General features: G+C 36.5%; 29 protein-coding genes and 1 riboswitch. Of the genes, 4 read left to right on the top strand and 25 right to left on the bottom strand.

The window, feature by feature from the left end; translation table 11 throughout:
• Window position 1 precedes the first annotated feature (1 nt).
• From QFZ87_RS11085 to QFZ87_RS11060, 6 genes are all read right to left on the bottom strand, one after another.
• Window positions 2-973, bottom strand: a complete 972-nt coding sequence (locus tag QFZ87_RS11085) for a YpdA family putative bacillithiol disulfide reductase (RefSeq protein ID WP_309861053.1) — start codon at window positions 971-973, stop codon at window positions 2-4.
• Window positions 974-1,093: 120 nt separating this feature from the next.
• Window positions 1,094-2,371: a Glu/Leu/Phe/Val family dehydrogenase gene (locus QFZ87_RS11080; protein WP_309861050.1), complete on the bottom strand. Its 1,278-nt coding sequence runs from the start codon at window positions 2,369-2,371 to the stop codon at window positions 1,094-1,096.
• A 246-nt stretch (window positions 2,372-2,617) separates the two neighbouring features.
• On the bottom strand, window positions 2,618-3,202 hold the full coding sequence (locus tag QFZ87_RS11075; RefSeq protein ID WP_309861047.1) for a genetic competence negative regulator: 585 nt from the start codon (window positions 3,200-3,202) through the stop codon (window positions 2,618-2,620).
• Window positions 3,203-3,281: 79 nt separating this feature from the next.
• Entirely contained in the window at window positions 3,282-4,064 is a 783-nt protein-coding gene (locus QFZ87_RS11070) for a metallophosphoesterase (protein WP_396133913.1), read from the bottom strand.
• 17 nt (window positions 4,065-4,081) lie between these two features.
• The gene (locus QFZ87_RS11065) at window positions 4,082-4,450 is read right to left on the bottom strand and encodes a hypothetical protein (RefSeq protein ID WP_309861045.1); all 369 of its coding nucleotides are present in this window, start codon (window positions 4,448-4,450) and stop codon (window positions 4,082-4,084) included.
• Window positions 4,451-4,511: 61 nt separating this feature from the next.
• Window positions 4,512-5,144 (bottom strand): CBS domain-containing protein, encoded by a 633-nt coding sequence (locus tag QFZ87_RS11060; protein WP_309861044.1) that lies wholly within the window; start codon window positions 5,142-5,144, stop codon window positions 4,512-4,514.
• Between the two features lie 146 nt (window positions 5,145-5,290).
• On the opposite strand from QFZ87_RS11060, the gene QFZ87_RS11055 reads away from it, so the two are divergent.
• The 3 genes from QFZ87_RS11055 (at window position 5,291) to cotJC (ending at window position 6,492) form a co-directional block, all read left to right on the top strand.
• On the top strand, window positions 5,291-5,521 hold the full coding sequence (locus QFZ87_RS11055) for a spore coat associated protein CotJA (protein WP_309861042.1): 231 nt from the start codon (window positions 5,291-5,293) through the stop codon (window positions 5,519-5,521).
• A complete protein-coding gene (locus tag QFZ87_RS11050) occupies window positions 5,518-5,778 on the top strand; it encodes a spore coat protein CotJB (protein WP_309861040.1) in 261 nt (86 codons plus the stop codon). Before QFZ87_RS11055 ends, QFZ87_RS11050 begins: the two co-directional genes overlap by 4 nt.
• Before the next feature lie 144 nt (window positions 5,779-5,922).
• Window positions 5,923-6,492, top strand: a complete 570-nt coding sequence (cotJC, locus tag QFZ87_RS11045) for a spore coat protein CotJC (RefSeq protein WP_309861038.1) — start codon at window positions 5,923-5,925, stop codon at window positions 6,490-6,492.
• Window positions 6,493-6,523: 31 nt separating this feature from the next.
• Here the strand turns inward: cotJC and QFZ87_RS11040 are convergent, their stop codons facing one another.
• The 5 genes from QFZ87_RS11040 to QFZ87_RS11020 form a co-directional block, all read right to left on the bottom strand.
• Window positions 6,524-6,979 (bottom strand): DUF2663 family protein, encoded by a 456-nt coding sequence (locus tag QFZ87_RS11040; protein ID WP_309861037.1) that lies wholly within the window; start codon window positions 6,977-6,979, stop codon window positions 6,524-6,526.
• Window positions 6,980-7,069: 90 nt separating this feature from the next.
• On the bottom strand, window positions 7,070-7,777 hold the full coding sequence (locus tag QFZ87_RS11035; protein ID WP_309861035.1) for a LysM peptidoglycan-binding domain-containing protein: 708 nt from the start codon (window positions 7,775-7,777) through the stop codon (window positions 7,070-7,072).
• Window positions 7,770-8,378, bottom strand: a complete 609-nt coding sequence (locus QFZ87_RS11030) for a CPBP family intramembrane glutamic endopeptidase (RefSeq protein WP_309861033.1) — start codon at window positions 8,376-8,378, stop codon at window positions 7,770-7,772. The genes QFZ87_RS11035 and QFZ87_RS11030 overlap by 8 nt, the downstream gene beginning before the upstream one ends.
• Complete coding sequence (locus QFZ87_RS11025) at window positions 8,375-9,883, bottom strand: RecQ family ATP-dependent DNA helicase (protein ID WP_309861031.1); 1,509 nt, start codon at window positions 9,881-9,883, stop codon at window positions 8,375-8,377. Before QFZ87_RS11025 ends, QFZ87_RS11030 begins: the two co-directional genes overlap by 4 nt.
• A complete protein-coding gene (locus tag QFZ87_RS11020) occupies window positions 9,874-10,920 on the bottom strand; it encodes a YpbB family protein (protein ID WP_309861029.1) in 1,047 nt (348 codons plus the stop codon). Before QFZ87_RS11020 ends, QFZ87_RS11025 begins: the two co-directional genes overlap by 10 nt.
• A gap of 258 nt (window positions 10,921-11,178) precedes the next feature.
• Between QFZ87_RS11020 and QFZ87_RS11015 the strand changes: the two genes are divergently transcribed.
• A complete protein-coding gene (locus tag QFZ87_RS11015; protein WP_063251244.1) occupies window positions 11,179-11,427 on the top strand; it encodes a ferredoxin in 249 nt (82 codons plus the stop codon).
• A 107-nt stretch (window positions 11,428-11,534) separates the two neighbouring features.
• Here the strand turns inward: QFZ87_RS11015 and QFZ87_RS11010 are convergent, their stop codons facing one another.
• The 14 genes from QFZ87_RS11010 to QFZ87_RS10945 all read right to left on the bottom strand — a co-directional run bounded on the left by QFZ87_RS11010 (window position 11,535) and on the right by QFZ87_RS10945 (window position 25,725).
• Complete coding sequence (locus QFZ87_RS11010; RefSeq protein ID WP_309861027.1) at window positions 11,535-12,119, bottom strand: ECF transporter S component; 585 nt, start codon at window positions 12,117-12,119, stop codon at window positions 11,535-11,537.
• A gap of 159 nt (window positions 12,120-12,278) precedes the next feature.
• Window positions 12,279-12,409: riboswitch (FMN riboswitch) on the bottom strand.
• Window positions 12,410-12,533: 124 nt separating this feature from the next.
• Window positions 12,534-13,301 (bottom strand): peptidoglycan DD-metalloendopeptidase family protein, encoded by a 768-nt coding sequence (locus QFZ87_RS11005; protein ID WP_309861026.1) that lies wholly within the window; start codon window positions 13,299-13,301, stop codon window positions 12,534-12,536.
• Window positions 13,302-13,469: 168 nt separating this feature from the next.
• Window positions 13,470-14,663 carry a negative regulator of sigma-X activity gene (locus QFZ87_RS11000; RefSeq protein ID WP_309861024.1) on the bottom strand — a complete coding sequence of 398 codons (1,194 nt, stop codon included), beginning with the start codon at window positions 14,661-14,663 and terminating at the stop codon, window positions 13,470-13,472.
• Window positions 14,638-15,189, bottom strand: a complete 552-nt coding sequence (gene sigX, locus QFZ87_RS10995; protein WP_309861021.1) for an RNA polymerase sigma factor SigX — start codon at window positions 15,187-15,189, stop codon at window positions 14,638-14,640. The genes QFZ87_RS11000 and sigX overlap by 26 nt, the downstream gene beginning before the upstream one ends.
• A 232-nt stretch (window positions 15,190-15,421) precedes the next feature.
• Window positions 15,422-17,200, bottom strand: coding sequence for an ATP-binding protein (locus tag QFZ87_RS10990; RefSeq protein ID WP_309861016.1), 1,779 nt, complete (start codon window positions 17,198-17,200; stop codon window positions 15,422-15,424).
• A complete protein-coding gene (locus QFZ87_RS10985) occupies window positions 17,197-17,913 on the bottom strand; it encodes a response regulator transcription factor (RefSeq protein ID WP_309861013.1) in 717 nt (238 codons plus the stop codon). Before QFZ87_RS10985 ends, QFZ87_RS10990 begins: the two co-directional genes overlap by 4 nt.
• Before the next feature lie 194 nt (window positions 17,914-18,107).
• Window positions 18,108-19,292 (bottom strand): c-type cytochrome biogenesis protein CcsB, encoded by a 1,185-nt coding sequence (gene ccsB / locus QFZ87_RS10980; RefSeq protein ID WP_309861011.1) that lies wholly within the window; start codon window positions 19,290-19,292, stop codon window positions 18,108-18,110.
• Entirely contained in the window at window positions 19,293-20,915 is a 1,623-nt protein-coding gene (resB, locus tag QFZ87_RS10975; RefSeq protein WP_309861009.1) for a cytochrome c biogenesis protein ResB, read from the bottom strand.
• Window positions 20,916-20,935: 20 nt separating this feature from the next.
• Complete coding sequence (gene resA / locus QFZ87_RS10970) at window positions 20,936-21,460, bottom strand: thiol-disulfide oxidoreductase ResA (RefSeq protein ID WP_309861006.1); 525 nt, start codon at window positions 21,458-21,460, stop codon at window positions 20,936-20,938.
• A gap of 97 nt (window positions 21,461-21,557) precedes the next feature.
• Window positions 21,558-22,295 (bottom strand): 23S rRNA pseudouridine(2605) synthase RluB, encoded by a 738-nt coding sequence (gene rluB, locus QFZ87_RS10965; RefSeq protein ID WP_309861003.1) that lies wholly within the window; start codon window positions 22,293-22,295, stop codon window positions 21,558-21,560.
• Between the two features lie 141 nt (window positions 22,296-22,436).
• The gene (locus tag QFZ87_RS10960; protein WP_309861000.1) at window positions 22,437-22,973 is read right to left on the bottom strand and encodes a spore maturation protein; all 537 of its coding nucleotides are present in this window, start codon (window positions 22,971-22,973) and stop codon (window positions 22,437-22,439) included.
• Between the two features lie 6 nt (window positions 22,974-22,979).
• Entirely contained in the window at window positions 22,980-23,567 is a 588-nt protein-coding gene (locus QFZ87_RS10955; RefSeq protein ID WP_309860997.1) for a nucleoside recognition domain-containing protein, read from the bottom strand.
• Complete coding sequence (locus QFZ87_RS10950; protein ID WP_309860993.1) at window positions 23,560-24,702, bottom strand: D-alanyl-D-alanine carboxypeptidase family protein; 1,143 nt, start codon at window positions 24,700-24,702, stop codon at window positions 23,560-23,562. The genes QFZ87_RS10955 and QFZ87_RS10950 overlap by 8 nt, the downstream gene beginning before the upstream one ends.
• A gap of 132 nt (window positions 24,703-24,834) precedes the next feature.
• A complete protein-coding gene (locus QFZ87_RS10945; RefSeq protein WP_309860989.1) occupies window positions 24,835-25,725 on the bottom strand; it encodes a superoxide dismutase in 891 nt (296 codons plus the stop codon).
• Window positions 25,726-25,779 lie beyond the last annotated feature (54 nt).

Raw genomic sequence — 25,779 nt, 5'->3', positions numbered from 1 at the left:
CTCACCCTTTGCCTTCTTTTTCTACTATTGACTGTGCAATTTGCCCACCATGAAATCTACCATTTTCAATAAAGATCTCATTCGCATTATTTCCTGCGGCAATGACACCTGCGATATAAATTCCCTCTATGTTTGTCTCCATTGTGTCCGGGTTAAAAAGCGGCCTTCCTGTTTCCTCATCAATTTGAATGCCCATTGTTTTTAAAAACTGATGATCCGGATGGTACCCCGTCATAGCAAAAACAAAATCATTTCGAATCTTGTGTAGATTTCCATCCTTTTCATAAACAAGATGGTCCCCTGTAATTTCCTTTACATGAGCCTGAAATTCCATAACAATTGTACCGTTTTTAACTAATGAATCAAATTCTGGGAGAATCCATGGTTTAATACTTGGAGAGTAGTCCTCCCCTCGATAAAGAACGGTCACCCTTGCACCTGCTTTAACAAGTTCTATAGCAGCATCCACACTAGAGTTTTTTCCTCCGATAACACAGACGTCTTGGTCAAAGTAGGGATGAGCTTCCTTAAAATAGTGAAAAACCTTTGGCAGGTCTTCCCCCGGTACTTTCATATAATTCGGATGGTCATAGTAACCAGTTGCTACAACAACATACCTAGCACTATATGTCCTCACATTTGTTTCAACTAGAAATACTTCTCCGCTGTTGGATACTTTAGTAACAGTCTCGAATGAATGAATACGTAATTGTTTTCGTTTGGCGACTTCTCTATAGTAAACTAGCGCTTGATTCCTTTTGGGTTTGTAGCTATCTGTTATGAAGGGTACTTCACCAATCTCTAATTTTTCACTTGTACTAAAAAAGGTTTGATGTGTCGGGTAATGATAAATAGAATTAACCAGATTCCCCTTTTCAATAATCAAAGGCTTTTTCCCAATTTGTTGTAATGAAATAGCTGTAGCTAATCCACAGGGACCCCCACCTATTATAATTACATCTTCAATTTCCAACTTGGTACATCTCCTTAAAATTTCAAATATAGGAAGTAGATTGTATTTTCACATAAAAAATCTCCTACCGTATAATGATAGGAGATTTTTTTAAGTGTTTCAAGAACAAAAGGTTTCTATTTAAATCCAGCCTCTAAAGCGACTTGCTTCCGCCATTTTTCTAACCCCAACCATATAGGCTGCAAGACGCATATCGACGCGACGCGTTTGAGCTGTATCATAAATATTTTTAAATGATTTAACCATTACTTTTTCAAGTTTTTCCTCTACTTCTTCCTCAGACCAGTAGTACCCTTGGTTATTTTGAACCCATTCAAAATAAGATACTGTTACACCGCCTGCAGACGCAAGGACATCTGGAACCAGTAGAATTCCACGTTCTGTTAGGATTTCGGTTGCCTCTAAAGTGGTTGGCCCGTTAGCCGCCTCCACTACTATGCTTGCACGAATGTTATGTGCATTTTCTGCAGTAATTTGATTTTCAATTGCAGCAGGTACAAGAATATCACATTCAAGCTCTAACAATTCTTTATTGGTGATGGTATTATTAAATAATTTTGTAACCGTACCAAAACTATCGCGTCTATCTAATAGATAATCTATATCCAAACCATTCGGATCATACAAGGCACCATACGCATCAGAAATCCCCACTACGATAGCCCCTGCATCGTGCATGAATTTTGACAAGTAACTTCCTGCGTTTCCGAACCCTTGAATAACTACCTTGGCACCTTCAATTTGAATGCCTTTCTTTTCAGCCGCTTCACGTATACAAATGGTTACACCTTTGGCAGTTGCAGATTCACGTCCATGTGATCCACCTAGGACAAGAGGTTTACCAGTGATAAATCCTGGAGAATTAAATTCATCTATCCGGCTATATTCATCCATCATCCACGCCATGATTTGCGAGTTAGTAAACACGTCTGGCGCTGGAATATCTTTCGTTGGCCCAACGATTTGGCTGATTGCTCGTACATATCCTCGGCTTAGTCTCTCAAGCTCTCTAAATGACATATCACGTGGATCACATACGATACCACCTTTACCACCACCGTATGGAAGGTCAACTATTCCACACTTCAAGCTCATCCAAATGGAAAGAGCTTTCACTTCTGTTTCAGTTACACCTGGATGGAAACGGATTCCACCCTTTGTTGGACCAACCGCATCGTTATGCTGTGCACGGTAGCCTGTAAATATTTTAATAGAACCGTCATCCATTCTTACTGGAATTTTCACTGTCATCATACGCAACGGTTCTTTCAAGAGCTCATATACTTCTTCTGGATAACCTAACTTTTCAAGGGCCTTATGTATAACCGTCTGCGTTGATTTCAACACATCATGATTTCCCTCTTGATTAGTCTTTTCATTAGCTTTTTCGGCTACCATTTGTAATCCTCCTAAGAAATCGCTTTTACGAATGTTGTCCGCTTTCAGAGACAAGTATACACGTTTAAATGATTTATGCAAGAAGAAAAATGTACATGTAGATCATTTATTACGCAAACTTGTAAACGCTGTCATCCCTATTTTAATAGGGAATCTTAAAAAATTCTACTCCTATTTTGTTATTCTTAGTCTATAAACAGAGAGAAGGGACCGAAGCCCCCTCGAAAAAAATGTTACTATAATATTTCACTTAAAATATTGAAGTATGGTTTCCACTGTTTTATTTTCAACAATTACTTTTCCATATTCAGCGAGAACGTAAGTACTAATGATAGATGGGTTTCCGAATTCCGATAATATACACGCAGCTATTTCTTTTTTTGTTGTATCCACCTGGTCCATCAGAAGATAATAACGGTTATTTAGGATATATAAACTGCCTCCCCTTATATCTGCAATGGATAACCTTTTTGAAAGGTCTATGATATCCTCAAAGTCTTTAAATTCATATAGAAGATCCTCACAGCCTTCAAGCCTTACCTGCATTTCAATAAATCCATCATACAATAAATCCTCATCATCATCTTTTACTTCGTCAACTGTAATGATTAATATCATCCCTTGAGCTTGTAGGGAGAAAATCTCAACTGCCACTGAACCTTGTATTTCTACATCAAACTCCTCACTTGCCTCTTCAAGCATATCATGAAAGAGCTGGTTCCATTTGCTTGAATCCTTCCATATATCTTCTTTCGATAGCCCTCTTTCAAATAAATCATCAGAGGTTAAAAATATTTTAATCTTATTGGCCGTTAAGCGTTCTAAGCGCATGCTTTTGCCCCCTGCCGTGACATAACTCTTGTTTTCAGTGTATGCCTCAAGGGGTTATTGGTGAATTGTCTACATATACCTATTGTTTTTGCTCCCTGCTTAGCGTTATTAGGTGTGTTTCAGCGGGTGCCCCTAATCTTAAAGGAAGAGCTGTCGTTCCATATCCGTTACTAATGAGAAGTATGGTATTTGCTAACTTTTTAATACCGCCTCTTTTGTAGGGACTATAACCAAAAATATGTATTTGTCCCCCGTGAGTATGTCCGCTTAACACTAGACGAATTCTGTGTTCTGGAACTATCTTCTCAGTAATGTTTGGATAGTGGCATGCTAAAATTTTGAAACTACTTTCCTCAGCATCTTGAAGGGCGTAATCAAGTCGATCTCGGTTTTGATTTAAATCATCTACACCCAATAAACATAATTTCTCTCCCAGTCTGGATTCAAAGGTAACTGCTGTATTATCTAACACTTTAACACCTGCATCTAGCAAAATAGCATCTAATTCATGATAATCCACTTCATAGTCATTGTTTCCCCAAACAAAATATACTGGACCTATGCGCTTTAACTTCATCAAATTGGCTTTAACCTTATCAAAGGATACACCTTTTTCAGTTAAGTCTCCCCCGATTACGACCAAATCTGCCTTTCCCATAACTAAGTTAATAATGGTATCTGATATCTCTCTCCTATGTATATCTGAAATAAAAAACAGCGAAACATTTCCTAAGGATTCCGGAAAGTCTGGAAAGACCAGCTTATGTTCCAATACTTTATTTCCAAAAGCTTCCAATAACATATATGCAAGGAGGCATGCCCCAAGAATACATAGGGCTACCAATAAAATAATCATTATCATTTTTCCCCTTTTCTGTCTTATTGTTTTACGGAAATAATACCATAAACCATACTTAAACTAAAAAAAACAAGCGAGTGCTCCCAGCCCAATTGAAAAAGTATGAATAATACTACTAAGAGTCCTACAATTTTGGAGTAAAATAAAAACTTTAAATGAAAGTCTTTTTTCCAGGTTCTTTTAGTTGTATGTAAGATCATTCGAATTTGACTTCCCGCACAGAGGATTCCGATAAAAAAAGCTAAAGAAGCAGCAAAAAATTTTATTGGATTCACAACAAGACTAATAAAAAAATCAGATAAGACGAACGGATGTGTAATTGGTATCCATTGGATTGTTAAATAGCCGCCTAAGAAAGTGACTAGCAGCATGCTTACATTAAAAAACATGAAAATCCCTCCCATATAAATGTATGAGAGGGATTTTATTTCTTTACCTATTTGAAGTTAATTAGTCTTCTTGGATACTCAAGATACGGAAACCATGCTCTTCTAGTTTTTTTGTAAACTTGTCAATATTGTCTTTCTTTTCAATCTTCATAACGATTCTTCTCACTAATTTATCTGTTTCATCAAATGTTACAAGTGAAATGATATGTTCATGGAAGTGATGGGCAATTTCAGATAATCGGGCAATTCGACCTTCCGTTTCAACTGAAGTGAATGCAATCCTAACACCAGGACGATTAACTCCAAAAGCACTTTCAAAAGAGCTTATGACATCAGAACGAGTCACCACTCCAAGGAATTTTTTTGTTGAATCCACTACTGCCAACAAAGGAAAATCCTTCAAGTCAATGAGTGTTTTCTCAAATAGTTCCTCACCTTGCAAAAACTTATCCTGGTGTGTAACAACATCTTTAACAAAAGTCGAGGTTAAATACTCTTCCTTTTGTTTATTAGAAAGAAAATAGCTTTCATAGATCTTATATCTGGTCGCTACCCCTAAATATTGATCTTCATGTAAGACAGGTAATCCGTCAATCTGATGCTTCTCTAACATGTCCAAAGCATCCTTCAACGTTATATTATCCTGTGCGGTATAACACTCATGCTTTGGTATCATTATATTTTTTACGAACAATTCCCATCACCTCAAAATAATAATCCATTCTTCTCATTATACTTCTACAAACAGATAATAAAACCCTTTAATATCTTAAAGTTTTATGTCATGAAACGATATTTTTTTCATAAGATTAAATGATGTTGAATATAGGGAGGGCTACAATGAATACTCATTTTAAAACATATCATCCTTACGTGAGTCCGTTTGACCCTTGTAAGCCAATACTAGAAAAAACCTATTCCACGCCACCCCATTTATATATGGGATTCCAGCCACCGAATCTTCCACAATTTTCTCCACTTGAAGCACTTAAAGCTGGCACGCTATGGAAGGACCTTTATGATCCTTACTTTAATTCCTCTGAAAAAGCGCAAGGGGGATTACCAACATGAAACAGGTACCCGCTGAATATTATCAATTAATGGAACAGCTCCAAGCAGTTGACTTTGTTTTAGTCGAGCTAACTCTATACTTAGACACACATAACGATGACCTTGAAGCTATTAATCAATTCAATCATTATGCAAAAGAAAGAAAACGATTAAAAAAAGCGTTTGAAAGTCAATTTGGCCCGTTATTACAATATGGCAACAGTTACTCAGGCTATCCATGGAATTGGGACGACAGCCCTTGGCCTTGGCAAGTTTAAAAGCGGAAGCGCCTTGGTCAGCCCCGACAGGCAAATGTTCTTCGGCAAGAAAAGTCCGCCTTTTGACTTTTATTGACGAAGGTTATTTGACCCGAGGGGCTAGGCGCTGGAGCTAGATAAGTATAGAAGGAGGGATTTTCATTCATGTGGATTTACGAAAAGAAACTACAATATCCTGTACGAGTGAGCACATGTAATCCAACATTAGCAAAGTATTTAATTGAGCAATATGGAGGTGCAGATGGAGAACTTGCCGCTGCCCTCCGGTACTTAAACCAAAGATATACTATTCCTGATAAGGTAATTGGGCTTCTTACAGATATCGGAACAGAAGAATTTGCTCACCTCGAAATGATTGCTACAATGGTCTATAAATTAACGAAAGATGCAACACCAGATCAATTAAAAGCCGCTGGACTAGGGGAACATTATGTCGATCATGACAGTGCCTTGTACTATCATAATGCTGCAGGAGTACCGTGGACAGCAACATATATTACGGCTAAGGGTGATCCTATTGCTGACTTATATGAGGATATTGCTGCAGAAGAAAAGGCACGGGCTACTTATCAATGGTTAATAAACATAAGTGATGATCCGGATATTAATGATAGTCTTCGATTTTTACGTGAACGTGAGATTGTTCACTCCCTTCGCTTCCGTGAAGCTGTGGAGATATTAAAAGAAGAACGCGACAAGAAAAAGTTCTTTTAATGAAAATAAGAAGCAGAAATGACTCTGCTTCTTATTTTTTTTCGTGATAGAGGTTAATATCGTATTTTTTCTTCATAGTTTCAAACACAATATGACGATTCTTCCATTCCTCTTCCTTTTTCCATAAATCTTTGCTCCGATCGACAATCTCACATCTTAGTTCCTGATATTCCTTTTCCTTTTTCTCTTTTTGTTGTTTCAATACATTCATGGACCCTAGTCCAATAAGCACGAGTGATAAAAGCGACACACTGTATGAATCATTGATAGTTGCGGATAATACAGCTAAAAATGAATAAGAAAAATGCAGATAAATAGTAAAATAAAAATACGCAATAAAGATTAAAGCAAGGGAAAGAGTCGCATATATCGAAATATAATGCCATAGTTTTGTATCATCAAATTTTTTTTTCCGTTTTCTCACGTTTTCTAACATTTGTTTAGTTGCTTGGTCGGTATGTTCAAGTAATTGGATTGGAGAATCCATTCATATCCCTCCATTTCTCCATATATACTTATGAACTTGTCCTAAACAATATGTTCTTTTCCATAAAAAAACCGACCAAATGATGATCGGTTAGTTTTTTAATGGGATTTTTAATACTTGACCAGCATAAATATTTTCACTGGTTAAATTGTTCGCCTTTTTAATAATGTCTACCCCTTTTTGAGACCGATAATAATTCATTGCAATTCGGAATAGACCCTCTCCAGGCTGGACCGTATGATATTTTACTCTTACAGTGGGCTCTGTTTTTTTTGTTACTGTTTGTGTATTACTATTTTTGTCTGTTTGTTGTTGATCAGCCGGTGCTTGATTAGAACTAGCAGGCACACTTTGGGTGGTTGGCTGACTACTATCAACAGTTGATTTCTCTTCTACCATAGGCACTTCACTTTGTTCCTCTGGACTACTCACATTTGAATCGTTTTGAATATGATCCTCAGTTTTTTCAGAATCCGCCTTGCTTTCATCTTCATTATTATCGAGATTAATGGTTTCATATCCGATAGAATCGCTTGAGGTTTTTTCTGTCCCTATGGTTTTTTTACCGCTATCACGATATGAGATAACACTAAAGATAATAATAGGCAAAAGGATAAAGCATAAGACTAATAATCGAATTACGGGAAATCTTAACTTCCATTTTGTTTTCTTCTTTTTTTGCCGATGGATTTGTTCTCGTGGAGGTAATTCATCACCGTACTCCACTTTTTCATTTATTTTTTGGATCCGTTGTTTTAACCTTTCCGCTTGGTCCCTATATGGTTCTTCTTTATTCATGGAGACCCCCCTCTTGTTGGACATCAAATGGTGCACGTTTAAATTTTATATATATACCTAAAAGAAAATCAATGACAAAATGCATAAAAATTGTAACAACTAAGTTATTTGTAAAAGCATAAATGCTACCGATTAAAAAGCTAAGGACAATAATATTTAAAAACAAGAACCAATTAAAAAGGTATCGATAATGAATAATAGCAAAAATAATACTGGCTAATAGTAATCCAACCTTTGTTTGTATGATCCCTCTAAAAAGTAATTCTTCACTAAATGCGACAAATGCCGCAATGAAAAGGATATGAAGGATCGATTTATTCCTAAAAATTCTTTCATTCAATCCCCCATCATCATAAAAAGAAGAAGGCAAAATTCTCATTAATATTATATCTAAAATAACTACTGCCACCCCTGCAGGAATACCTATTGCAATTATGTTCCGATCCATTAAATTGAAAGACTTTAAATAAGAAAAATGGTCAAATAAAAGTAGCCCTAAAATGAAAGAAATGACTAAAAGAATGACCTGTGTTAAATATAAATGTTTAAGTAGCTCTTTATCAGTTAAGCTGGCGATTAATTCGATATACTTCTTTTTCATTCACTCATCTCGCTATTTAATAAAATTTGGGCTAAATAATCCTTCCAGTCTCCCTCACTGTGTCTTCCTAATGAAAGATTTCCGTTTGATTCATAGCTCTCTAGATGAATCCCACATCTATCGCAGCATAATGAAACCTTGGAGGTGAGTGTTTCTTCAAAATATTTCAGGATCAATTCACGCCGGCACGTCGTTGATTCAATCCATTTTCTCATTTGAAATATATTACTTTTTTTGATCCTTATTCTTTCTTTAACAAACTCTGAAATTGTATCTTGTAAAGTGTTAATACTTATATCCTGTTTATATCTATGGTGTATTAACTCCTCCATTATTCTCCACTGTATTTCAGTAAATCCTCCGAAATCTCTTAAGTCACTATGGAGATTAATTCCACCATTGTCTAACTGTTGGGTTTGCATAATTTGCTGGAACAACCAATCTATTTGTTGTACTGATGGAAGCTCTCCCTCTGCAAGCTGGATTGGTAGTTGTTCATCACCTGGAGAATATAGCAGAATCGCAATACTCGGACTGCCATCACGCCCTGCACGTCCAATCTCCTGAAGATAAGACTCCATTTGCATTGGCATGTGATAATGAATAATAAACCGAATATTTTCCTTATTCACTCCCATTCCAAAGGCACTTGTTGCACAAATTACATCTAGCTGGTCATTAATAAATTGTTGTTGGATCAGAACTCTTGTGTTTTGCTCCAGTCCCCCATGATAGGCCATAGCCTGACAGATTCCTTTTTCAACTAATAAAGAAGCCACTTGTTCGGCAATTTTTTTACTTGAAAAATAAATGATTCCAGGTTTCTGCAGTTTAGAGACAAGTTCAACAACACGATTCTGCTTTTCATCGAAATTAGCCAATTCTTCAACATAAAAAGAAATATTCGGACGATCAATCGTTGATTCAATTTTATTAACTACTTCTAACCCAAGTGATGCAATAATATCTTCCCTTACCTTCATAGTAGCAGTAGCCGTAAGTGCTAATGTTAAGGGATTTCCCAGTTTTCGGCGAATATCCCCTAGTTTTGAATAATCTGGTCGAAAATCAAAGCCCCATTGTGAAATACAATGAGCCTCATCCACCACGAACAATGAAACGGTAAGCTGTTGAAGCCTTCTAATAATAAATGGAATCCCCAGCATTTCAGGGGAAATAAATATATATTTATAATTGTTCAACCGATTCAGCACCTTGTTCCTTTCTTCTACAGGAAGAAAAGAATTCAATGCCACGACCCTTTTTTCTCCAAACCGATTCATTTGCTCTACTTGATCCTGCATAAGGGATAATAGTGGAGAAACAATTAAAATCTGACCTTTTAGGATATAACCAGGTAGCTGGTAACATAATGATTTCCCGGTACCTGTAGGGAGCATGGCCAATGTGTGTTTCCCTTCAAGTAAGGAGGTAATGACTTCCTTTTGTCCTGTTTTAAATGAATGGTATCCAAAATATTTCTCTAAAAGTATTTCTAGTTCCATGATCTATCACCATATTTCGCTAAGACTAACCTTATTTGAAAATATGTTGCTGTATTCAATTTGTCCCTAATCACCTTTAGTTGTCTTGTTCCCGATTTTCGAGAAATGGATAAAATCTCCTCTTGTAGATTTTTGCTTACATATGAATCAATGGAAAAATCATTTACATGTAATGCAAATTCAACAAGATGATCTTCAATCGTACTCATTTTCAACTGTCTAAGATTGGCAATGTGATCGAGCGGATATCCCTGATTTAATAAATCCCATGTTTTCCTAGATGATAGAGTTAATTCATTTGTTTGTTTAAGGCCGCGAATAAGTAAAGGTAATATGCTAAATTGACCTGCTTCCTGCCCAATCTTTTGTATTAAATAATGAAGTGTTTGAATAAAAGCAAGGTGGTATTCATGCTCATCCATCTCTAACTTTCTAGCTGTCTGTTGTGGCGTTAAACCAATCTGTTTAAAACCAGTCAGCCGAAAAACAAAAATGGATGGGTCCACACCATTATAATGGTCAAAACAACTGACCAATTCAGCAAAAACCAATTCACCTACCTCTTTCTTTGGGATTTTTATCTCTTTTACTACGCTCTTCAACCATTGGTGGTGTTCTTTATTTTTTTGTATGGGAATATATCTTTTCTCCCCATATACAAGATTTGAAGTAACCTGAATGAATAACGACAGTCTTTCCCAAAATAAATTTGTAATTGAATGATAACTCCACCCATCCAAATAAGACGTTGGTGGATTGTTTTCAAGGAGTGTCTTCCCATGAGTGGTAAGATGGTATCGCTGATCACCATGAAAGGAGATTTGATTTTGGTTTATCATGGATTGGATAATCTCTTCAAAAGCGTCTCTCTTTAGGGGTTCATAAACACCAAAAAAATTTTTCAAAGAAAACAAATGGGCATCCTGAATCGTTTGAGATGACTTTTTTCCATTAAGTAAATGAAAGATGGAATAAACTGTTCGCTCGCAATTTAGTTGTTTTAAGCAATAAAGAATAATGGATTCTATCTGCTTCATTCCACCTCACCACTTTTTCTTGTTTATATTCGACAAAATATCCATTTTTTCTATTATTATTTTAACATGAAATGGAGGTACTTGTTGCTGAAAATTGTGTAACTTTAAGAAATTCAATTTACCGATGGAAGGCTATAATAACATTTTTCTATTGAAAAGTTGCCCATACAGTTTTACAATAGAATTGAGTTATGCGTTTCCATTTTACAATGGAAATTAGCAAGAATATTTTTGTTAATTTACTGGGAGGTTTTTTTCATGGCAAAGTACACAATTGTTGACAAGGAAACATGTATCGCTTGTGGTGCATGTGGCGCAGCAGCACCAGATATCTATGATTACGATGATGAAGGTATTGCATTTGTAACACTTGATGATAACGAAGGTATCGTTGAGATTCCAGATGTATTAATCGATGATATGATGGATGCATTTGAAGGTTGCCCAACTGATTCAATTAAAGTTGCAGACGAACCATTTGATGGTAATGCAACTAAATTTGAATAATATTTTGCTAATAAAATATTCTTAAGCTACTACCCCTCCTAAAATAGGAGGGGTTTTCCATTATTGCAAATAAAAAACAAAGGCCCGAAAATGGACCTTTGTCTTTTTTATGCCCCTTTTATTATTGAAAATTTATGGATCCATGACTGCATCCGAATAAATAACAACATGAAAATGAATGACATCATGACACCCTTCAATATATTAAAAGGCAGTATAGCTGGAACGACTAGGTTTCGCATATCTGGAAATCCCATTAATACAGTATAGGCCGGTAAAATGATGATGTAATTTAGGATGCTCATAATCACAGCCATTGTGATGGTTCCAACAACTAAAGCTAGTGTCATCCCTTTTTTTGTTTTTAGTTTGTTGTATACATAATATGTCGGAAGAACAAACACAATACCAGCTAGGAAATTAGCAATATGACCTACAGGAATTCCTGTTTGGCTTCCAGTCGCAAGATAATTAAGCACATTTTTGAAAAACTCAACCAATATACCCGCAATCGGGCCAAAAATTAATGCAGCAATTAAAGCGGGAATATCACTAAAATCAACAAATAAAAAGTTTGGAAACAACGGCAGCGGAAAGTTTAGTAGCATTAACAAATATGCAATACTACTAAGCATGCCAATTGAAACATAAGCCTTAACATTCATTTTCTTCGTTTTCTTCATTTTTTCCATCTTCCTCTCTCCTTTTTGATCCATCACGTTAGGAAGAGAGGTTCAGCAAAAAGACGATCTCAAGAATAAAAATACCCTCAAGCAATTAACTTGAGGGAGTTTACAAAGGCACGCTTAATAAACGTCCATTGAGATATCATTTTTGAACGTCTGCAGAACCTCCATCTTCTCCCATCCAGACTATACTGTCGGCTTTGGAATCACACCAAATCCTGCCCATACAGGCTCGCGGGCTTAGAGCAATGCTCAATACCGCCGATCGGGAATTTCACCCTGCCCCGAAGATAGATCGATATTAAATTACAAATTTAATTATAATGGAGAACAAAGATTTTGTTAAGTAAAAGGATTGCTATTTTTCTTTTTTGTAACATTTATAGAAAAAACCTGCAGAAGTAAATTCTGCAGGTCTAGTTATTTTTGGATAATTAATATTTGTTTTGGCCTAATCAAATCAGAAGTCAACTGGTTTAATTCTTTAATTTTATTTACAGAAGTATTACTTTCCTTTGAAATAGAGTACAAGGTATCACCTTGTTTAACGATATAAGTGTCCTTCATTGACGGTTCAATTGTTTGCAGTTTGCTATTATCATCACTCGTGTGAAAATGTGAACTAGCCACTAGTATATGATCACCTATACTAGCCACTCCCCCTTGAACTGTTTCACCCACATCTGCTTTCCCAAGTAGAACTTCCGGGTCCAACGCAAATTTCTTATCGTATCTCCACTCTAATTGATGTGTTTCAAAGTGAAGGTGTGTTCCTGTAGCTTGTCCTGTTTTTCCCATCTTGCCGATCATATCACCTTGCTTAACGCTTTGTCCCACCATAACACTTCTCCTGTTTAAATGAGCATACACTGTTACAAAATTACTTGGGTGTTTTATAAATACCACATTACCATATGTAGTAGAAAAATAGGATTTTAAAACCACACCATCTTCAACAGCAAGAATTGGGGTATCTAAGTTCCCAGCAATATCAATTCCTTTATGTTTTCCCTTTCTTGTTCCATAGGTATCAGATATAATCCCATCTGACGGCCAAATCCAGTGCTCTTTTACTTCAGCCGTTTCAGATGTACTTGCTGCCTCTGTATGTCGTCCACCTAAAAATAATAAACTGACACAAAGCGCCATAATTATGGCAATAAGAAACCTCTTTATGTAGTCACGCATTCCTTTCTTTTCCTCCTTAAACTTGTCCTCTCCTCCACACTATGTTAAAACCCTTCTATTTAGAACATATTGGTTTTTGAAGAGGGAATTGCACATACTTGTTATAATTTGGAGACCATTGTTATTTTATACAAAAAAAATCAACCTAAAACGGTTGACTTTTTTCGTTTATTGGATTGAACGCAAATTTGGAGCAACTGGTACTTGGTTTTCCTTTGTTAAATCAAATGGACCTAATTGCAAAATCGGAGAATCCTTAACAACTACTTTTTCTAAACCGAACTCTTTAGCAGTTAGTAATAAGGCTTCAAATGCAGATACTGTCATTTGATTATCCTGTAACATAGTATTCCCCTTAAATGATAGAACTAAGGTCTTATCTGCAATTGAAACGTCACTAACCGGCAACAGCGGTGAAAGAGAACCCGTTAGACCTAATTCTGTTTGATCAGTTTTCATTGCATCTAAAGCTTTGTTAATATCAGAATAGGTAGTTGTTGACGGTGTTAGGAATGGAACATCACTTCCTGTAGGATAATAAAAGAAAAAGCCATGATTCTTTACCACATTAATATCTACTTCCTGTTTATTACCAAAATTACCCAATTCAATTCCCGGTTCACCATTCGTCGAAAATTTCACTTTTTTTATGTCACTGTTCGAAGATATATCCTTATTTATCACATTAATAAAGTTGGTTTCATTAGTTGAACCTTGTCCGTACTGATGATTTAGAGGAACATCGACTTGAATGGTAGTGTTATCAGAATTAACACTCATCGTAACATTTAGTGGATAAAAATCGGTAAGTCCCCATTCTTCTTCTTTTAAGTTTGCCATATTCTCATTATATAGTGTCAGCCATGATTCATTATCAGCTTTTGCTACAACCGTAGAAACGGGTATTAGGATCTGTCCTTGTGGGTCTGGAATCCAGTACGTTAACACCTTTCCGTTACCAACATCATCTGCATAGATGGCTGTTTTTACAGTACTCGTTGCCATAACCTCATTTTTAGGAGTTCCTGACAGTGCCTTTTCTTTTGAAGAAGATTCACCTTTATTCAAGGCAAAAGTCGAATTTTTCTTTTGATCGGCATCTTTTGTTTCTTGGTTGAACGAGGTTATTTCTGCTTGTTTATCAGAAGAAGAATTGGCCCCATCCATTAGCTTAGGGACTAAAATGAAAAATAGAAGCAATGCAGCTGCAGTAGCCAAACTCGGTAACAGCCATGTTTTAGTTTTTCGCCTTTTTAGAGAAAGATTTTGGTATATATCACGAGGATTGCGATGATCCTTTATTTTTGGCATTTGCATTAATAATTCTTCGAGCTCTCTATCGCTCCACTCCGACTTTTTCACTAATTAATCCCTCCTTTTCATAAAACATTTCCATATGCCTCTTTAATACCTTTAAGGAGCGGTGTTGTGTGGTTTTAACCTTACTTTCCGTCCATCCTAATGCTTGGGCCGTTTCTGAAATGGATAAATCCTGTAGGTAACGCAAAATAATAACTGCTCTTTGGTCAATCGTGCAATATTCAAGACATTTGTATACCCATTTAATTTCTTCTCGTTGAACTGTAATTTCTTCTGGTATTGGGAATTCGTCTTTAACTTGACTGGTTGACCAATCAAATTTTTCGAGTAATCTTTCCTTCCAGCCCTTTTGCTTACGAAAAAAGTCGATGGCAACATTTCTCGCAATCGAGTATAGCCAAGTCTTTTCGCTACTTTTCCCTTCAAAACGATTATAGGACTTAAATACCCTTATATAGACCTCTTGGACAAGATCTTCAGCATGCTCTTTATTTCTAACCATATAAAATAGAAATTGAAAAACGTCATGATGATATTTTTGATAAAGTTCATCGAAAACGGAGTCCATCAATTCCCCTCCCCGTTCATTAATATTAGTCGATAGATATGTATAAAAGGTTACACCTTATAAATATAGTCTTTTTCGGGGTAAAAAGGAAGGAATTTGCTGGAAGTTAATTTTATGGAGTAAAAATTAAAAGATGCCCATCAATTAGATGAGCATCTTCGTTTTTATTTAATTACTCTCACTTAAAATGTTTCCCGTGAATCAAGATGAATCGGCAAGATAGTTGTAAATATTACTTTTTTCGAGGGAGAAGGAAGGAAAATGTCGTTCCTAGTCCCATCTTACTTTGAACAGAAATATGACCGCGATGGGCATCGATTATATTTTTAGCAATTGCTAAGCCAAGGCCTGTGCCCGCTCTTCCTCTTGTTCTTGCTTTATCGGCTTTATAAAAGCGTTCAAAAACAAACGGTAAATCCTCTTCAGGAATTCCAGAGCCTGAGTCTTTGACTTCAATTTTTATTGCCTGTTCTTCATTTGAAACAGTTAACTTTACTAGTCCGCCTTTTGGAGTATGTCTGATTGCGTTATCAATTAAATTGGTTAAGACTTGTTCAATTCTATCAGGATCAAAGGAAACAGTTGAAATTCCACTGCCTATTTCTACAGTCAATTGAATTTCATTATCCTTCGCCAATCCCTGAAATTTGTGAATAATACGATTGATAAATGAAGAAAGATCTACTTCTTCAAAGGTTAACTGAAGATGCCCCGCTTCCATTCGTGCAAGGTCAAGTAGTTCATTAACAAGGCGTCCCATTCTTAATGATTCATCATAAATGACCTTGGCCATTTCCTTTTTCTCTTCCTGGGATTCAGCAATGTCATCGACAATAGCTTCGCTATAACCTTGTAACATGGAAATAGGTGTCCTAAGTTCATGTGAGACATTAGCAATGAAATCTTTTCTCATCTTATCTAACTGTCTTTCTTCAGTCATATCCCTTAGTACCGCAACTGCTCCACGAATAAATTGATTACTGTAAAGCGGACTCACTAATATAACCCAGTGACGACCTTGAAGTGAGATTTCACCCACCTGTTCCTTTTCAGTATCTACCGCTTTTTGAAAGAGATTCATTACCTGTGATGGAATGGCCTCTACATCTGAAGAACTTCCTCCTTTTTCATAATACCAATATTGGAGGAATCGATCTGCAGGAGGATTGGTAATTAAGATGGTACCGTCACGGTTAAAGGTAATAACCCCATCAGCCATACTGCTTAATATACTGGCAAGCTGCTCTTTTTCCTGACTAAGAGCATTCATATTAAACTTTAATTGCCGTCCCATTTGGTTAAAAGCAGTGGCCAGTTCTCCGATTTCATCATGAGTAAGAATGGGAACCTTTGTATCAAATTTTCCTCTCGCCACTTCAAAAGCAGCTTCTCTCATTTTTCTTAATGGAGCGGTAATTCTGGTTGATAGAAAAAAAGCAAAAATAGTTGTTAAAATGATTGCCACACCTGCAACAAGCAGGATAAATTTTGTTGTGGAATGGGTAGTTTCCTGCATCACCCGTAGTGATTGATAAATAAATACAGCTCCATGTTCATCACCAGGTAAATGCAATGGTACACCAATAATCGAATAATCTGATTCATTTCTTCCCATATTTTCAGATAGATCGGAGACTTTTTCAACCGTCTTTTCTTGGAAGACTTTCGCTAACTCTTTGTCATTTTTAATGTATGACAGAGTTAGTTTTTTTTCTTTTTCCGTGTTCGGAGAGTAGTAGATTTCATTCTCATTTTTAACAATGACCACTTTGGTTACATCGTCTATAATTTCCCATGAAATTTCTAACCCCAGTGGGAATTTTTCATTTGGATGTTCTTCCAAAACATTTGCAATTTTTTCAGCAGTATTGGTAAGGTTATCTTTTGTCTCGTGAATGTTGTAATTTTGGAAAAACTCTAGGAGCATGACAGTTAAGATAAACAAAATAAAAGATACTAATAGAAGAATGGTAAACCAAAGTTTACCTACAACACTTCGTAAAAAGGTCATTCATTAATTACCTCAAATTTGTAGCCCACTCCCCATACGGTTACAATCATTCTTGCTGCTTGCTCAGAAACCTTGTTTAACTTTTCACGGAGACGTTTCACATGTGTATCAACTGTCCGTAGATCACCAAAAAATTCGTAGTGCCAAACTTCTTTTAACAACTGTTCGCGGTCAAATACTTTATCCGGTGCTTTTGATAGGAAATATAATAGTTCATATTCTTTTGGTGTTAAACTTACTTCCTTACCATCAGCAGTTACTCTGTGAGCGTCATTATCAATTGTAAGGTGTGGAAATACAATGACATCTTTAGTTGTGGTTTCAGTTTGCAGATAACTAGTTTGTGATGACCTTCTTAGTAGTGCTTTCACACGTAAGACTACTTCCCTAGGGCTGAAGGGTTTAACAATATAATCATCTGTGCCGACCTCAAAGCCTTGAACACGATTGATTTCTTCACCTTTTGCCGTTAACATAATAACAGGAGTTGCCTTCTTCTCTCTAAGTTCCCGGCAGACTTCAATTCCATCTTTACCAGGCATCATAAGATCGAGCAGAATGACGTCATAATCATTAGCAAGGGCTTTTGTCAATGCCTCGTTACCATCCTCTGCTTCATCAATGCTATATTCTTCACGCTCTAAATACATTTTTAGTAATCGGCGAATTCTTTCTTCATCATCTACGACTAAAATTTTTACGTCTTTATCCATTATTAATCCCCCCATGAGGTTTATTTTACAAAATGGTATCGTATTTTGCTATCTTTTCGTAGTAAATACTCCTCTAAAAGTGTCAATTATTTGACAATCCATCTATTTTTAGTATTTATACAATTTTTATTTTAAAAAAGCCCTCACTTTGTAGTGAAGGCTATAAAATTAATTATAAGTCTAGTCTTAGTGTTTTAACCAGCATATGAATGGAGACCTGCTATTACCAAGTTTACGGCAACTAGGTTAAACATGATGATGACAAATCCGATGACGGCGAGCCATGCTGATTTCTCTCCATGCCAGCCTTTAGAAAGGCGAAGATGTAAAAATGCCGCATAGAAAAGCCATGTAATTAAAGCCCAAACCTCTTTTGGATCCCATCCCCAGAAACGAGACCATGCCATTTGTGCCCAAATCATCGCAAAAATGAGCGCACCTAAGGTAAAAACAGGAAAACCAATTAATACTGAGCGGTAGCTAATCTCATCAACAAAATCAAGTTTGATATTCTTGACAAGAGGCTTAAGTGAAGCACCAATTCGCTTTCTAATGATTAGTCTAATTAAGCTATAAAGCACCAGACCAGCAATTAATGACCAGATAACTGTATTTAATTTTTTCGCATTGATGAAGACCGGTACTTCAAATAGAGGCTTAAATCCACTCTCTGATACTAGTTCTCCTTTATGTGGACCAACCAGAGCAGGCATTGTATATTCAAGGACTTGCTCGGTATCGTGTTTATCAATCCAATTAAATTTCTCATGATATCCTGTTCCTGAGAATACAGATGACACTGCAACAAAGCCAAGTACTGTAATTAATGCAAACATAACCATTTCTAGCCAAAAGGTTTGTTTATTAGATTTTGTTTGGTCAATTGCCTTCACTAAATAAATTAGTCCGGCTGCAAAGCTAATTGCCAAAATAGCTTCCCCGATAGCCGCAGTGGTCACATGAATATGCAGCCAATAGCTTTGAAGAGCTGGTATTAATGGCGTAATATCCCTTGGAAACATACTCGCATAGGCAATTACCAATATAGCTACAGGCATGGTAAACAATCCAAGTAGAGTTGTACGATAGATAAAATAAATAACAATAAATGCACCAACAAGAGCCATTCCGAAGAAAGTGGTAAACTCGAACATATTACTCACTGGAGCGTGTCCAGCTGCAATCCATCTAGTGATAAAATAACCTAGTTGTGAAATAAAACCAACAATTGTTAAAATTACAGCAATTTGCCCCCACCTGTTGGTTCCCTTCTTCCCATTAAACTCTTTCTTTGATTTAATGGAGCCGCCAAAAAACAACGTTGCTATTAAATAAAGAATAAAAGAACCAAATAATAAATTACTACTTATTGTTGCCAACTAGACTCCCTCCTTATCTATATTTTCTTTTTGAAGTTGGTCTTCTGGAATGCCAAGCTTGGTATCTGATAAGACGGTTTCAATTTCCCGTTTTAAGCCATACCAATTTTTATTTGTGTGAGCGGCAATCCAAACTTGTCCGTTTTTCTTTTGTACCCAGATTCGACGGTGATTCCAGTACGCCCCCTGAATGACACCAATCATAAATATAATTCCACCTAAAATAATGGCCCATAATGACGAATCTTTTCGAACAATAAATCCAGAGACGTTCTTTGTCTCTATACCCTTAAATGCGATTTTATACTTATTTTCACCAAATGGTTCAATGTTTTGTCTAATAGCAATAAAGGCCGTTTCTCCCTTTGGTTTATCAGGAGTAATCATCCGAAAAACGAAAGCAGGATTATTGGGTACTCGGGATTTTGTTGTAGGTTCCCCGTTTTTATCAAATTCAAAATCCGGGAAAAAGTTAAGAATCTCTACTGAATAACCATTACCTAAATCATATTTATCTTTTGGATCTAAAAGATCCACTTTAAGGTCACCAAAAGATTGGTTTGTGCTTTTATCAATTAATGAAAATGACATCGAATTCATTTCAGACCTAAACGAAGACTGAAAAATGGAGTATCCTTCATAGGATAACGGTTTGTTTACTTGTATTTTATATTCTTTTATTTTTTTAAGCTCTGGTTTCTCACCAGGAAGATTCTTTCCGACCCGTTTATATAGGACAACGTTTGATTGATAATTTTTTACCACTTCACCCGCACGATTGATTGCTTTTTCAAATGTTTTGTCTTTATTTTTATCATAGTGTTGTAGAATGAATTGATTGTTTTTGATAAAAAATTGTCCATTTGTTTCTGGTACTACAGCCGTTTCTCCTTCACGAACCCAAAGATCTTCATTTATATAAAATCCAGGAATAAACCGCAGCATCCCGCCAAATAAAAAGATAATTAAGCCTACGTGGTTAATATAGGGACCCCAACGTGAAAAGCGGCCTTTTTCAGCCAACAAATCCCCATTTTCTTCACGAACATTATATCTTCTTTCTTTTAGATGCTTTTTAATCGTAGTTATATCATCTGTATCAATGTATTCATTGACACCAAAAACCCTCTGACGCTTTAAAAATCCCTCATGTCTGGTAACTCTTTGGGCTTTTAAAGCCTTATATAAGGGCACAACCCTATCTAGACTACAAATAACAAGAGAAATCCCAATCATAGCAATTAATAAAAGGTACCACCAAGAGCCATACAAATCATGAAAACCTAAATCGTAATATAATTCTCCAAACCAGCCATACTCTTGTTTATAATAGACTTCTGGCGGCAGATTTATATACATTTCCTGCGGAAGAATGGTTCCTAGTGTAGAAACAATTAAAGTGATGATTATAAGCCAAACTCCAACCTTTACAGATGAGAAGAAATTCCAGATTTTATCTATAAAGGTTTTATTATAGGTTTGTGAGCGGCGTGCACTTCCTTCATAGCGCATATCGAGAAGCTGTTTATCATTCTCTTGCTCATCGAGAACTTTACCACAAGCTTCACATAGTACAGTACCGTGTGGATTTACATGGCCGCATTCACATTTAACATCTTTCATTGTAAAAACTCCCTACAACCTTAAGGTTTTATTTTCTCCATAAATTCCCTGATTTTATTTTCAGTTAGTTCTCCTGTATGATATTTAACTACCTTGCCATTTTTGTCAATCAAAAAAGTGGCTGGAAGAAGGTCTATACCATATGTACCCATGACTTCTTTATCTGTATCAATCATGATAGGAAAATCAAGCTTAAGGCGTTCAGCAAATTGTTGGACAGCAAGCTCGGGTTCCTGTATATCTACAGTCAAAACCTGAACCCCTTGGTCCTTATACTGATGGTATTGATTATTTATATATGGCATTTCTTTTTTACAAGGTGGACACCAGGTTCCCCAAAAGTTTAAGAACACTCCCTGTCCCCTATAATCAGATAAGCGGTGTTTATTTCCTTGCATATCTACCAAAGCAAAATCAGGAGCTGTATCTCCGACCGCCACTTTCTGTTTATTATCTTTTGTTAAATTTGCATATAGTGAATAGGCAACGGCAGCACCTAGAACAAGTAAAATAAGGGATCTCATCACTAATCGCCGTTTCTTCATAAAAAAACCTCCAGTTACTCCAATTACACAGTTTGTCTAATTATAGCATTTACCAACACTCGCATAGTGCTAACGTAGAAAAGTAATTGTGACGATATTATGAATTTTTCTTAGATGTATCCATTGCAAAGGCTCTTAGCTGCTTTACCTCATGCGGGGTCAGTTCTCGTGCATCTCCTGCCCTTAAACCGTGTAACGTTAAGAATGCATATCGTTCACGCTTTAGCTTTAATACTTCATGGCCAATCGCTTCAAACATTCGTCTAACCTGTCTATTTCGTCCTTCATGAATAGTAATTTCAACAATAGCGGTTTGCTTTTTCTTATCTCCCGATAATAATTTCACTTTTGCTGGTGCGGTTTTTCCATCTTCAAGTTTGATTCCTTTTTCTAATTTTCTTAAGTCTTCCCTTAAAGGAACTCCCTTTACTTTTGCTACATACACTTTATCAATCTCATTCTTTGGATGCGTGAGCAGATTGGAGAATTCTCCATCATTTGTTATTAAGAGTAGTCCTGATGTATCATAATCCAGTCGGCCTACAGGAAAAATTCGTTCTTTTAGCATGGGGAAGAAATCAGTAACTACTTTTCTGCCTTTATCATCACTTACACTAGAGATGACACCCCGCGGTTTATATAAAAGGAAATAAACTGGTTCTTCTTTCTCAATTTGTATTTCATTTACTTCCACTCGATCAGTAGGAGTGACTTTTAGACCAAGTTCAGTAACAACCTTTCCATTCACCTTAACTCTGCCTTCTTTAATTAATTCTTCAGATTTTCTTCTTGAAGCTATGCCTGCTCGGGCAATAACTTTTTGTAATCTTTCCATTTTTCCACCTCAAATTTCTCAATCCTAAATCTATCTTAATGAATTATGACACAATTTCTCCACTTTTCAAAGCAACGGATTTTTAAAGTGAAATAAAAATAAAAAAGTATGTTCTTTTTAGAACACACCTTCTACTTAAAGCTATTTAGTTCCAAATATCAATACTACAACAACAATGGATACAATGATTCCAAACACATCAGCAATAAGCCCTACTTTTAAGGCATCCCCCATTTTTTTAATCCCAACAGCACCAAAATACACTGTTAATACATAAAAGGTGGTATCTGTACTGCCTTGCAAAATAGAAGCAAGTCTGCCTATAAAGGAATCAGGCCCATAAAAAGCGATTAAGTCACTCGTCATGCCTAGGGCCGCCGTTCCAGATATGGGTCTTATTATTAACAATGGAACAATTTCAGCCGGTACACCCATTGATTGCATAAACGGGCGAATCCAATTCATTAGTGCATCTAATGCACCAGAAGCACGAAATATTGAGATTGCAACAAGCATACCTACTAGAAAGGGAATGATAGAAACGGCAATCTTGATGCCTTCTTTTCCACCTTCAACAAAACTTTCATAGGTGGGCACCTGTTTAAATGTGCCGTATAGAAGAATGAATCCAATAAGTAAAGGAATAAATGTTAACGAAATAACTGAAATTAGCTGCATACATGTTCATCCTTTTCGGCTTCTACGGTAATAAAAGTACCGATCAATGAGGATTGCACCGATTGCCGATATAATAGTTGCAATGATAGTTGGGACTACAATTTCTGTAGGGGATACAGAATGATAGTTTATTCGAATCGCAATTACAGTTGTTGGAATGATGGTAATACTGGCTGTATTTATCGCTAAAAAAGTAACCATCGACCGACTTGCTGAACTTTTTCCGCCATTTAATTTTTTTAATTCCTCCATTGCTTTAATGCCCAGTGGAGTTGCAGCATTTCCTAATCCAAACATATTAGAAATCATATTAGACAAAATATATCCCATTGCTGGGTGATTTGGAGGAACCTCAGGAAACAAAATTTTCACAAGCGGACGAAATAGCCTTGAGAGACGTTCTAGAAGACCCGACTCCTCAGCAATACGCATCATTCCGAGCCAGAAAACAAGGACACTGATCAGTCCTATACATAATGTTACCGCTTCTTTAGCACCATCAAATACAGCTTTGTTGACCGCCTCCATTGTTCCATTGAATAATGCAAAGACAACCCCGATAACGGTCATAAACACCCAAACATAATTAACCATGAGCATTCACACCAATAGCAATGAGAAATATTTCTTTTATAAAATCAAACAAACCTTTCTTTTTCTTGACGGTGTTTTGATAATAGATCGGAGTTTCTTGTACCACTTTTCCATCTAAGTAAACGGCAGCCTTCCCAACAACCAGTTCCTTACTCTTTGTACTTTTGGTACTTTTAGACTTATTTAACTTATATTTAACTGAAAATAAGTTCATTTCCTCGCTTGTTGCCGGGTAGACAATTGACTTTTTCACATACAATTTGTCCTTGTAATCTTTATTATTTTCAATCTCTACTTTTCCCTTAGGTATCACTTCTGCCATATCAAACCCTTTAAATCCACCTTCATACATGGAAATATGATCATTCCAATCATCAGGCCCATTTAAGGTTACAGCAATAAGTTTCATGTCCCCTTTAGTCGCAGTAGTTACCAGCGTCCTTTTCGCTTTTTTTGTATATCCGGTTTTCCCACCGGTGCAAAACTTATATTTTGAGAGCAAACGATTCTTGTTTTTCCAAACTCGATCCCATTTCTCCGTTGGATTCGGGGCACGATGTACTTTTGTACCTGAGATTTTTTCAAAGGTTTTATTTTGCATAGCATAACGCATCAGAATAGCCATATCATAGGCAGTTGAATAATGATCTTCGTGATCATCAAGACCATGTGGATTGGAGAAATGAGAATTATACATCCCAATCTCCCTTGCCTTTTGATTCATTAAATAAGCAAAACCATCTACACTGCCCCCTACATATTCAGCAATAGCCACAGCCGTATCATTTCCTGATCGCAGCATCAATCCATAAACTAAATCATTTAGTTTAATTTTCTCTCCAGGTTTTAAATAAACGGACGATCCCTCCGCACGAGTCGCTTTTTCACTAACGGTTACGTATTGATTCATTTTTCCCGATTCAATCGCAAGAATTGCCGTCATAATTTTAGTTATACTTGCAATTCTTCTTTTGGTGTGTGCATCTTTTTCAAAAAGGACTCGACCAGTTTTCTGTTCAATCAGCACAGCACTTGCGGCACTTACGGAAACGGATGCTTCCACCTTCTGAGGAATGTTTGTAACGAACAGTGAGACCAAGAGGGAAAAGATAATTAGTTTTAAAATCATTCTCATTAGATCAACCTCGTCTCCTTCTATACTTCTACTTATTTAGCTTTGTACAAGTTTATGCAGGACAAGGATGAATATGATAAATTTTAAGCAAAGCAAAAGCACCCGACCATGCCGGATGCTTTTTAATCCCTATTAAAACGCAGGCCATTTAATATCTGCTGCCTTTTCAAACCTCATCTCCACATCATGCCAATTCACTATATTCCACCAATTATCCACGTATTCAGCCCTGTTGTTTTTATATTGGAGGTAATAGGCATGCTCCCATACATCCAACACTAATAAAGGAATGGTATCCCACTGTGTTAACAGCATATGTCGCTCTGATTGTAGTATTTCCAAATGTCTCGCTCGCGGCGCCCAAACCAAAACGGCCCAGCCCACTCCCTCAACTTGCTTTGCAGCCTCGGTGAACTGTTTTTTAAATGCGGAGAAGCTACCAAAATAACTATCAATCTCCTCCTTTAGTATACCTTGAGGGCTGCCACCGCCATTCGGACTCATATTTTTCCAAAAAATCGTGTGCAGATAATGTCCAGATCCATGAAACGCTAGCTCTCTTGACCAATGCTTAATCAAAGAATAATCGTTAGTCTCTCTGGCTTTTTTCAGATTGAGTTCTGCTCGATTTAATCCATCTACATATGAGCGATGGTGCTTATCATGGTGCAGTTTCATAATCTCCTCAGAAATATAGGGTTCTAATGCATTATAGGGGTAGGGTAGCTCAGGTAGAGTATGACCACCTGGTGATAGTTTTTTTTCGATTATCCAAATATTTCCCATTTCCTGTTTTCTTTTGAAGTAATCCTCCAATTGTATATGGATATTCTCTGCTTTCGTTTGGAGTGAAAGAAGTTCTTCGTTTGACAACTCGCGATTTGTACTTTCAATCAGTTCAGTAAAAGCATCCAGCTGATTCCACAATTCAGAATCCTGCCCCACCTTTTCTGACTGGAGAAAATGTTTCATTTGCTCGTTCCATTTAAACAATTCGCTTACATATCTGCTAAACCGATCCACTATATCCCTCATTTCTAACTACCACAATTGCGTGCGGTGTCATGTAGTTACCTA

It is taken from the genome of Bacillus sp. SLBN-46, from assembly GCF_031453555.1.
GTDB lineage: Bacteria > Bacillota > Bacilli > Bacillales > Cytobacillaceae > Neobacillus.
This window is presented reverse-complemented; position numbering and strand designations above follow the sequence as displayed.

Coding starts and splice junctions, on each gene's coding strand:
- QFZ87_RS10955 (WP_309860997.1), bottom strand. CDS start 23,567: ATGGTTAATTATGTTTGGGTGTTTATGACCGTTATCGGGGTTGTCTTT.
- QFZ87_RS11035 (WP_309861035.1), bottom strand. CDS start 7,777: ATGAATAAAGAAGAACCATATAGGGACCAAGCGGAAAGGTTAAAACAA.
- QFZ87_RS10985 (WP_309861013.1), bottom strand. CDS start 17,913: ATGGATAAAGACGTAAAAATTTTAGTCGTAGATGATGAAGAAAGAATT.
- QFZ87_RS11025 (WP_309861031.1), bottom strand. CDS start 9,883: ATGGAACTAGAAATACTTTTAGAGAAATATTTTGGATACCATTCATTT.
- QFZ87_RS10950 (WP_309860993.1), bottom strand. CDS start 24,702: ATGAGAATGATTTTAAAACTAATTATCTTTTCCCTCTTGGTCTCACTG.
- QFZ87_RS10960 (WP_309861000.1), bottom strand. CDS start 22,973: ATGCAGCTAATTTCAGTTATTTCGTTAACATTTATTCCTTTACTTATT.
- resA (WP_309861006.1), bottom strand. CDS start 21,460: ATGAAGAAACGGCGATTAGTGATGAGATCCCTTATTTTACTTGTTCTA.
- QFZ87_RS11020 (WP_309861029.1), bottom strand. CDS start 10,920: ATGAAGCAGATAGAATCCATTATTCTTTATTGCTTAAAACAACTAAAT.
- QFZ87_RS11075 (WP_309861047.1), bottom strand. CDS start 3,202: ATGCGCTTAGAACGCTTAACGGCCAATAAGATTAAAATATTTTTAACC.
- QFZ87_RS10990 (WP_309861016.1), bottom strand. CDS start 17,200: ATGACCTTTTTACGAAGTGTTGTAGGTAAACTTTGGTTTACCATTCTT.
- QFZ87_RS11005 (WP_309861026.1), bottom strand. CDS start 13,301: ATGCGTGACTACATAAAGAGGTTTCTTATTGCCATAATTATGGCGCTT.
- QFZ87_RS11015 (WP_063251244.1), top strand. CDS start 11,179: ATGGCAAAGTACACAATTGTTGACAAGGAAACATGTATCGCTTGTGGT.
- QFZ87_RS11055 (WP_309861042.1), top strand. CDS start 5,291: ATGAATACTCATTTTAAAACATATCATCCTTACGTGAGTCCGTTTGAC.
- QFZ87_RS11080 (WP_309861050.1), bottom strand. CDS start 2,371: ATGGTAGCCGAAAAAGCTAATGAAAAGACTAATCAAGAGGGAAATCAT.
- QFZ87_RS11040 (WP_309861037.1), bottom strand. CDS start 6,979: ATGGATTCTCCAATCCAATTACTTGAACATACCGACCAAGCAACTAAA.
- QFZ87_RS11030 (WP_309861033.1), bottom strand. CDS start 8,378: ATGAAAAAGAAGTATATCGAATTAATCGCCAGCTTAACTGATAAAGAG.
- rluB (WP_309861003.1), bottom strand. CDS start 22,295: ATGGAAAGATTACAAAAAGTTATTGCCCGAGCAGGCATAGCTTCAAGA.
- sigX (WP_309861021.1), bottom strand. CDS start 15,189: ATGGACTCCGTTTTCGATGAACTTTATCAAAAATATCATCATGACGTT.
- QFZ87_RS11010 (WP_309861027.1), bottom strand. CDS start 12,119: ATGGAAAAAATGAAGAAAACGAAGAAAATGAATGTTAAGGCTTATGTT.
- cotJC (WP_309861038.1), top strand. CDS start 5,923: ATGTGGATTTACGAAAAGAAACTACAATATCCTGTACGAGTGAGCACA.
- QFZ87_RS11065 (WP_309861045.1), bottom strand. CDS start 4,450: ATGTTTTTTAATGTAAGCATGCTGCTAGTCACTTTCTTAGGCGGCTAT.
- QFZ87_RS11050 (WP_309861040.1), top strand. CDS start 5,518: ATGAAACAGGTACCCGCTGAATATTATCAATTAATGGAACAGCTCCAA.
- resB (WP_309861009.1), bottom strand. CDS start 20,915: ATGAAAGATGTTAAATGTGAATGCGGCCATGTAAATCCACACGGTACT.
- QFZ87_RS11070 (WP_396133913.1), bottom strand. CDS start 4,064: ATGATAATGATTATTTTATTGGTAGCCCTATGTATTCTTGGGGCATGC.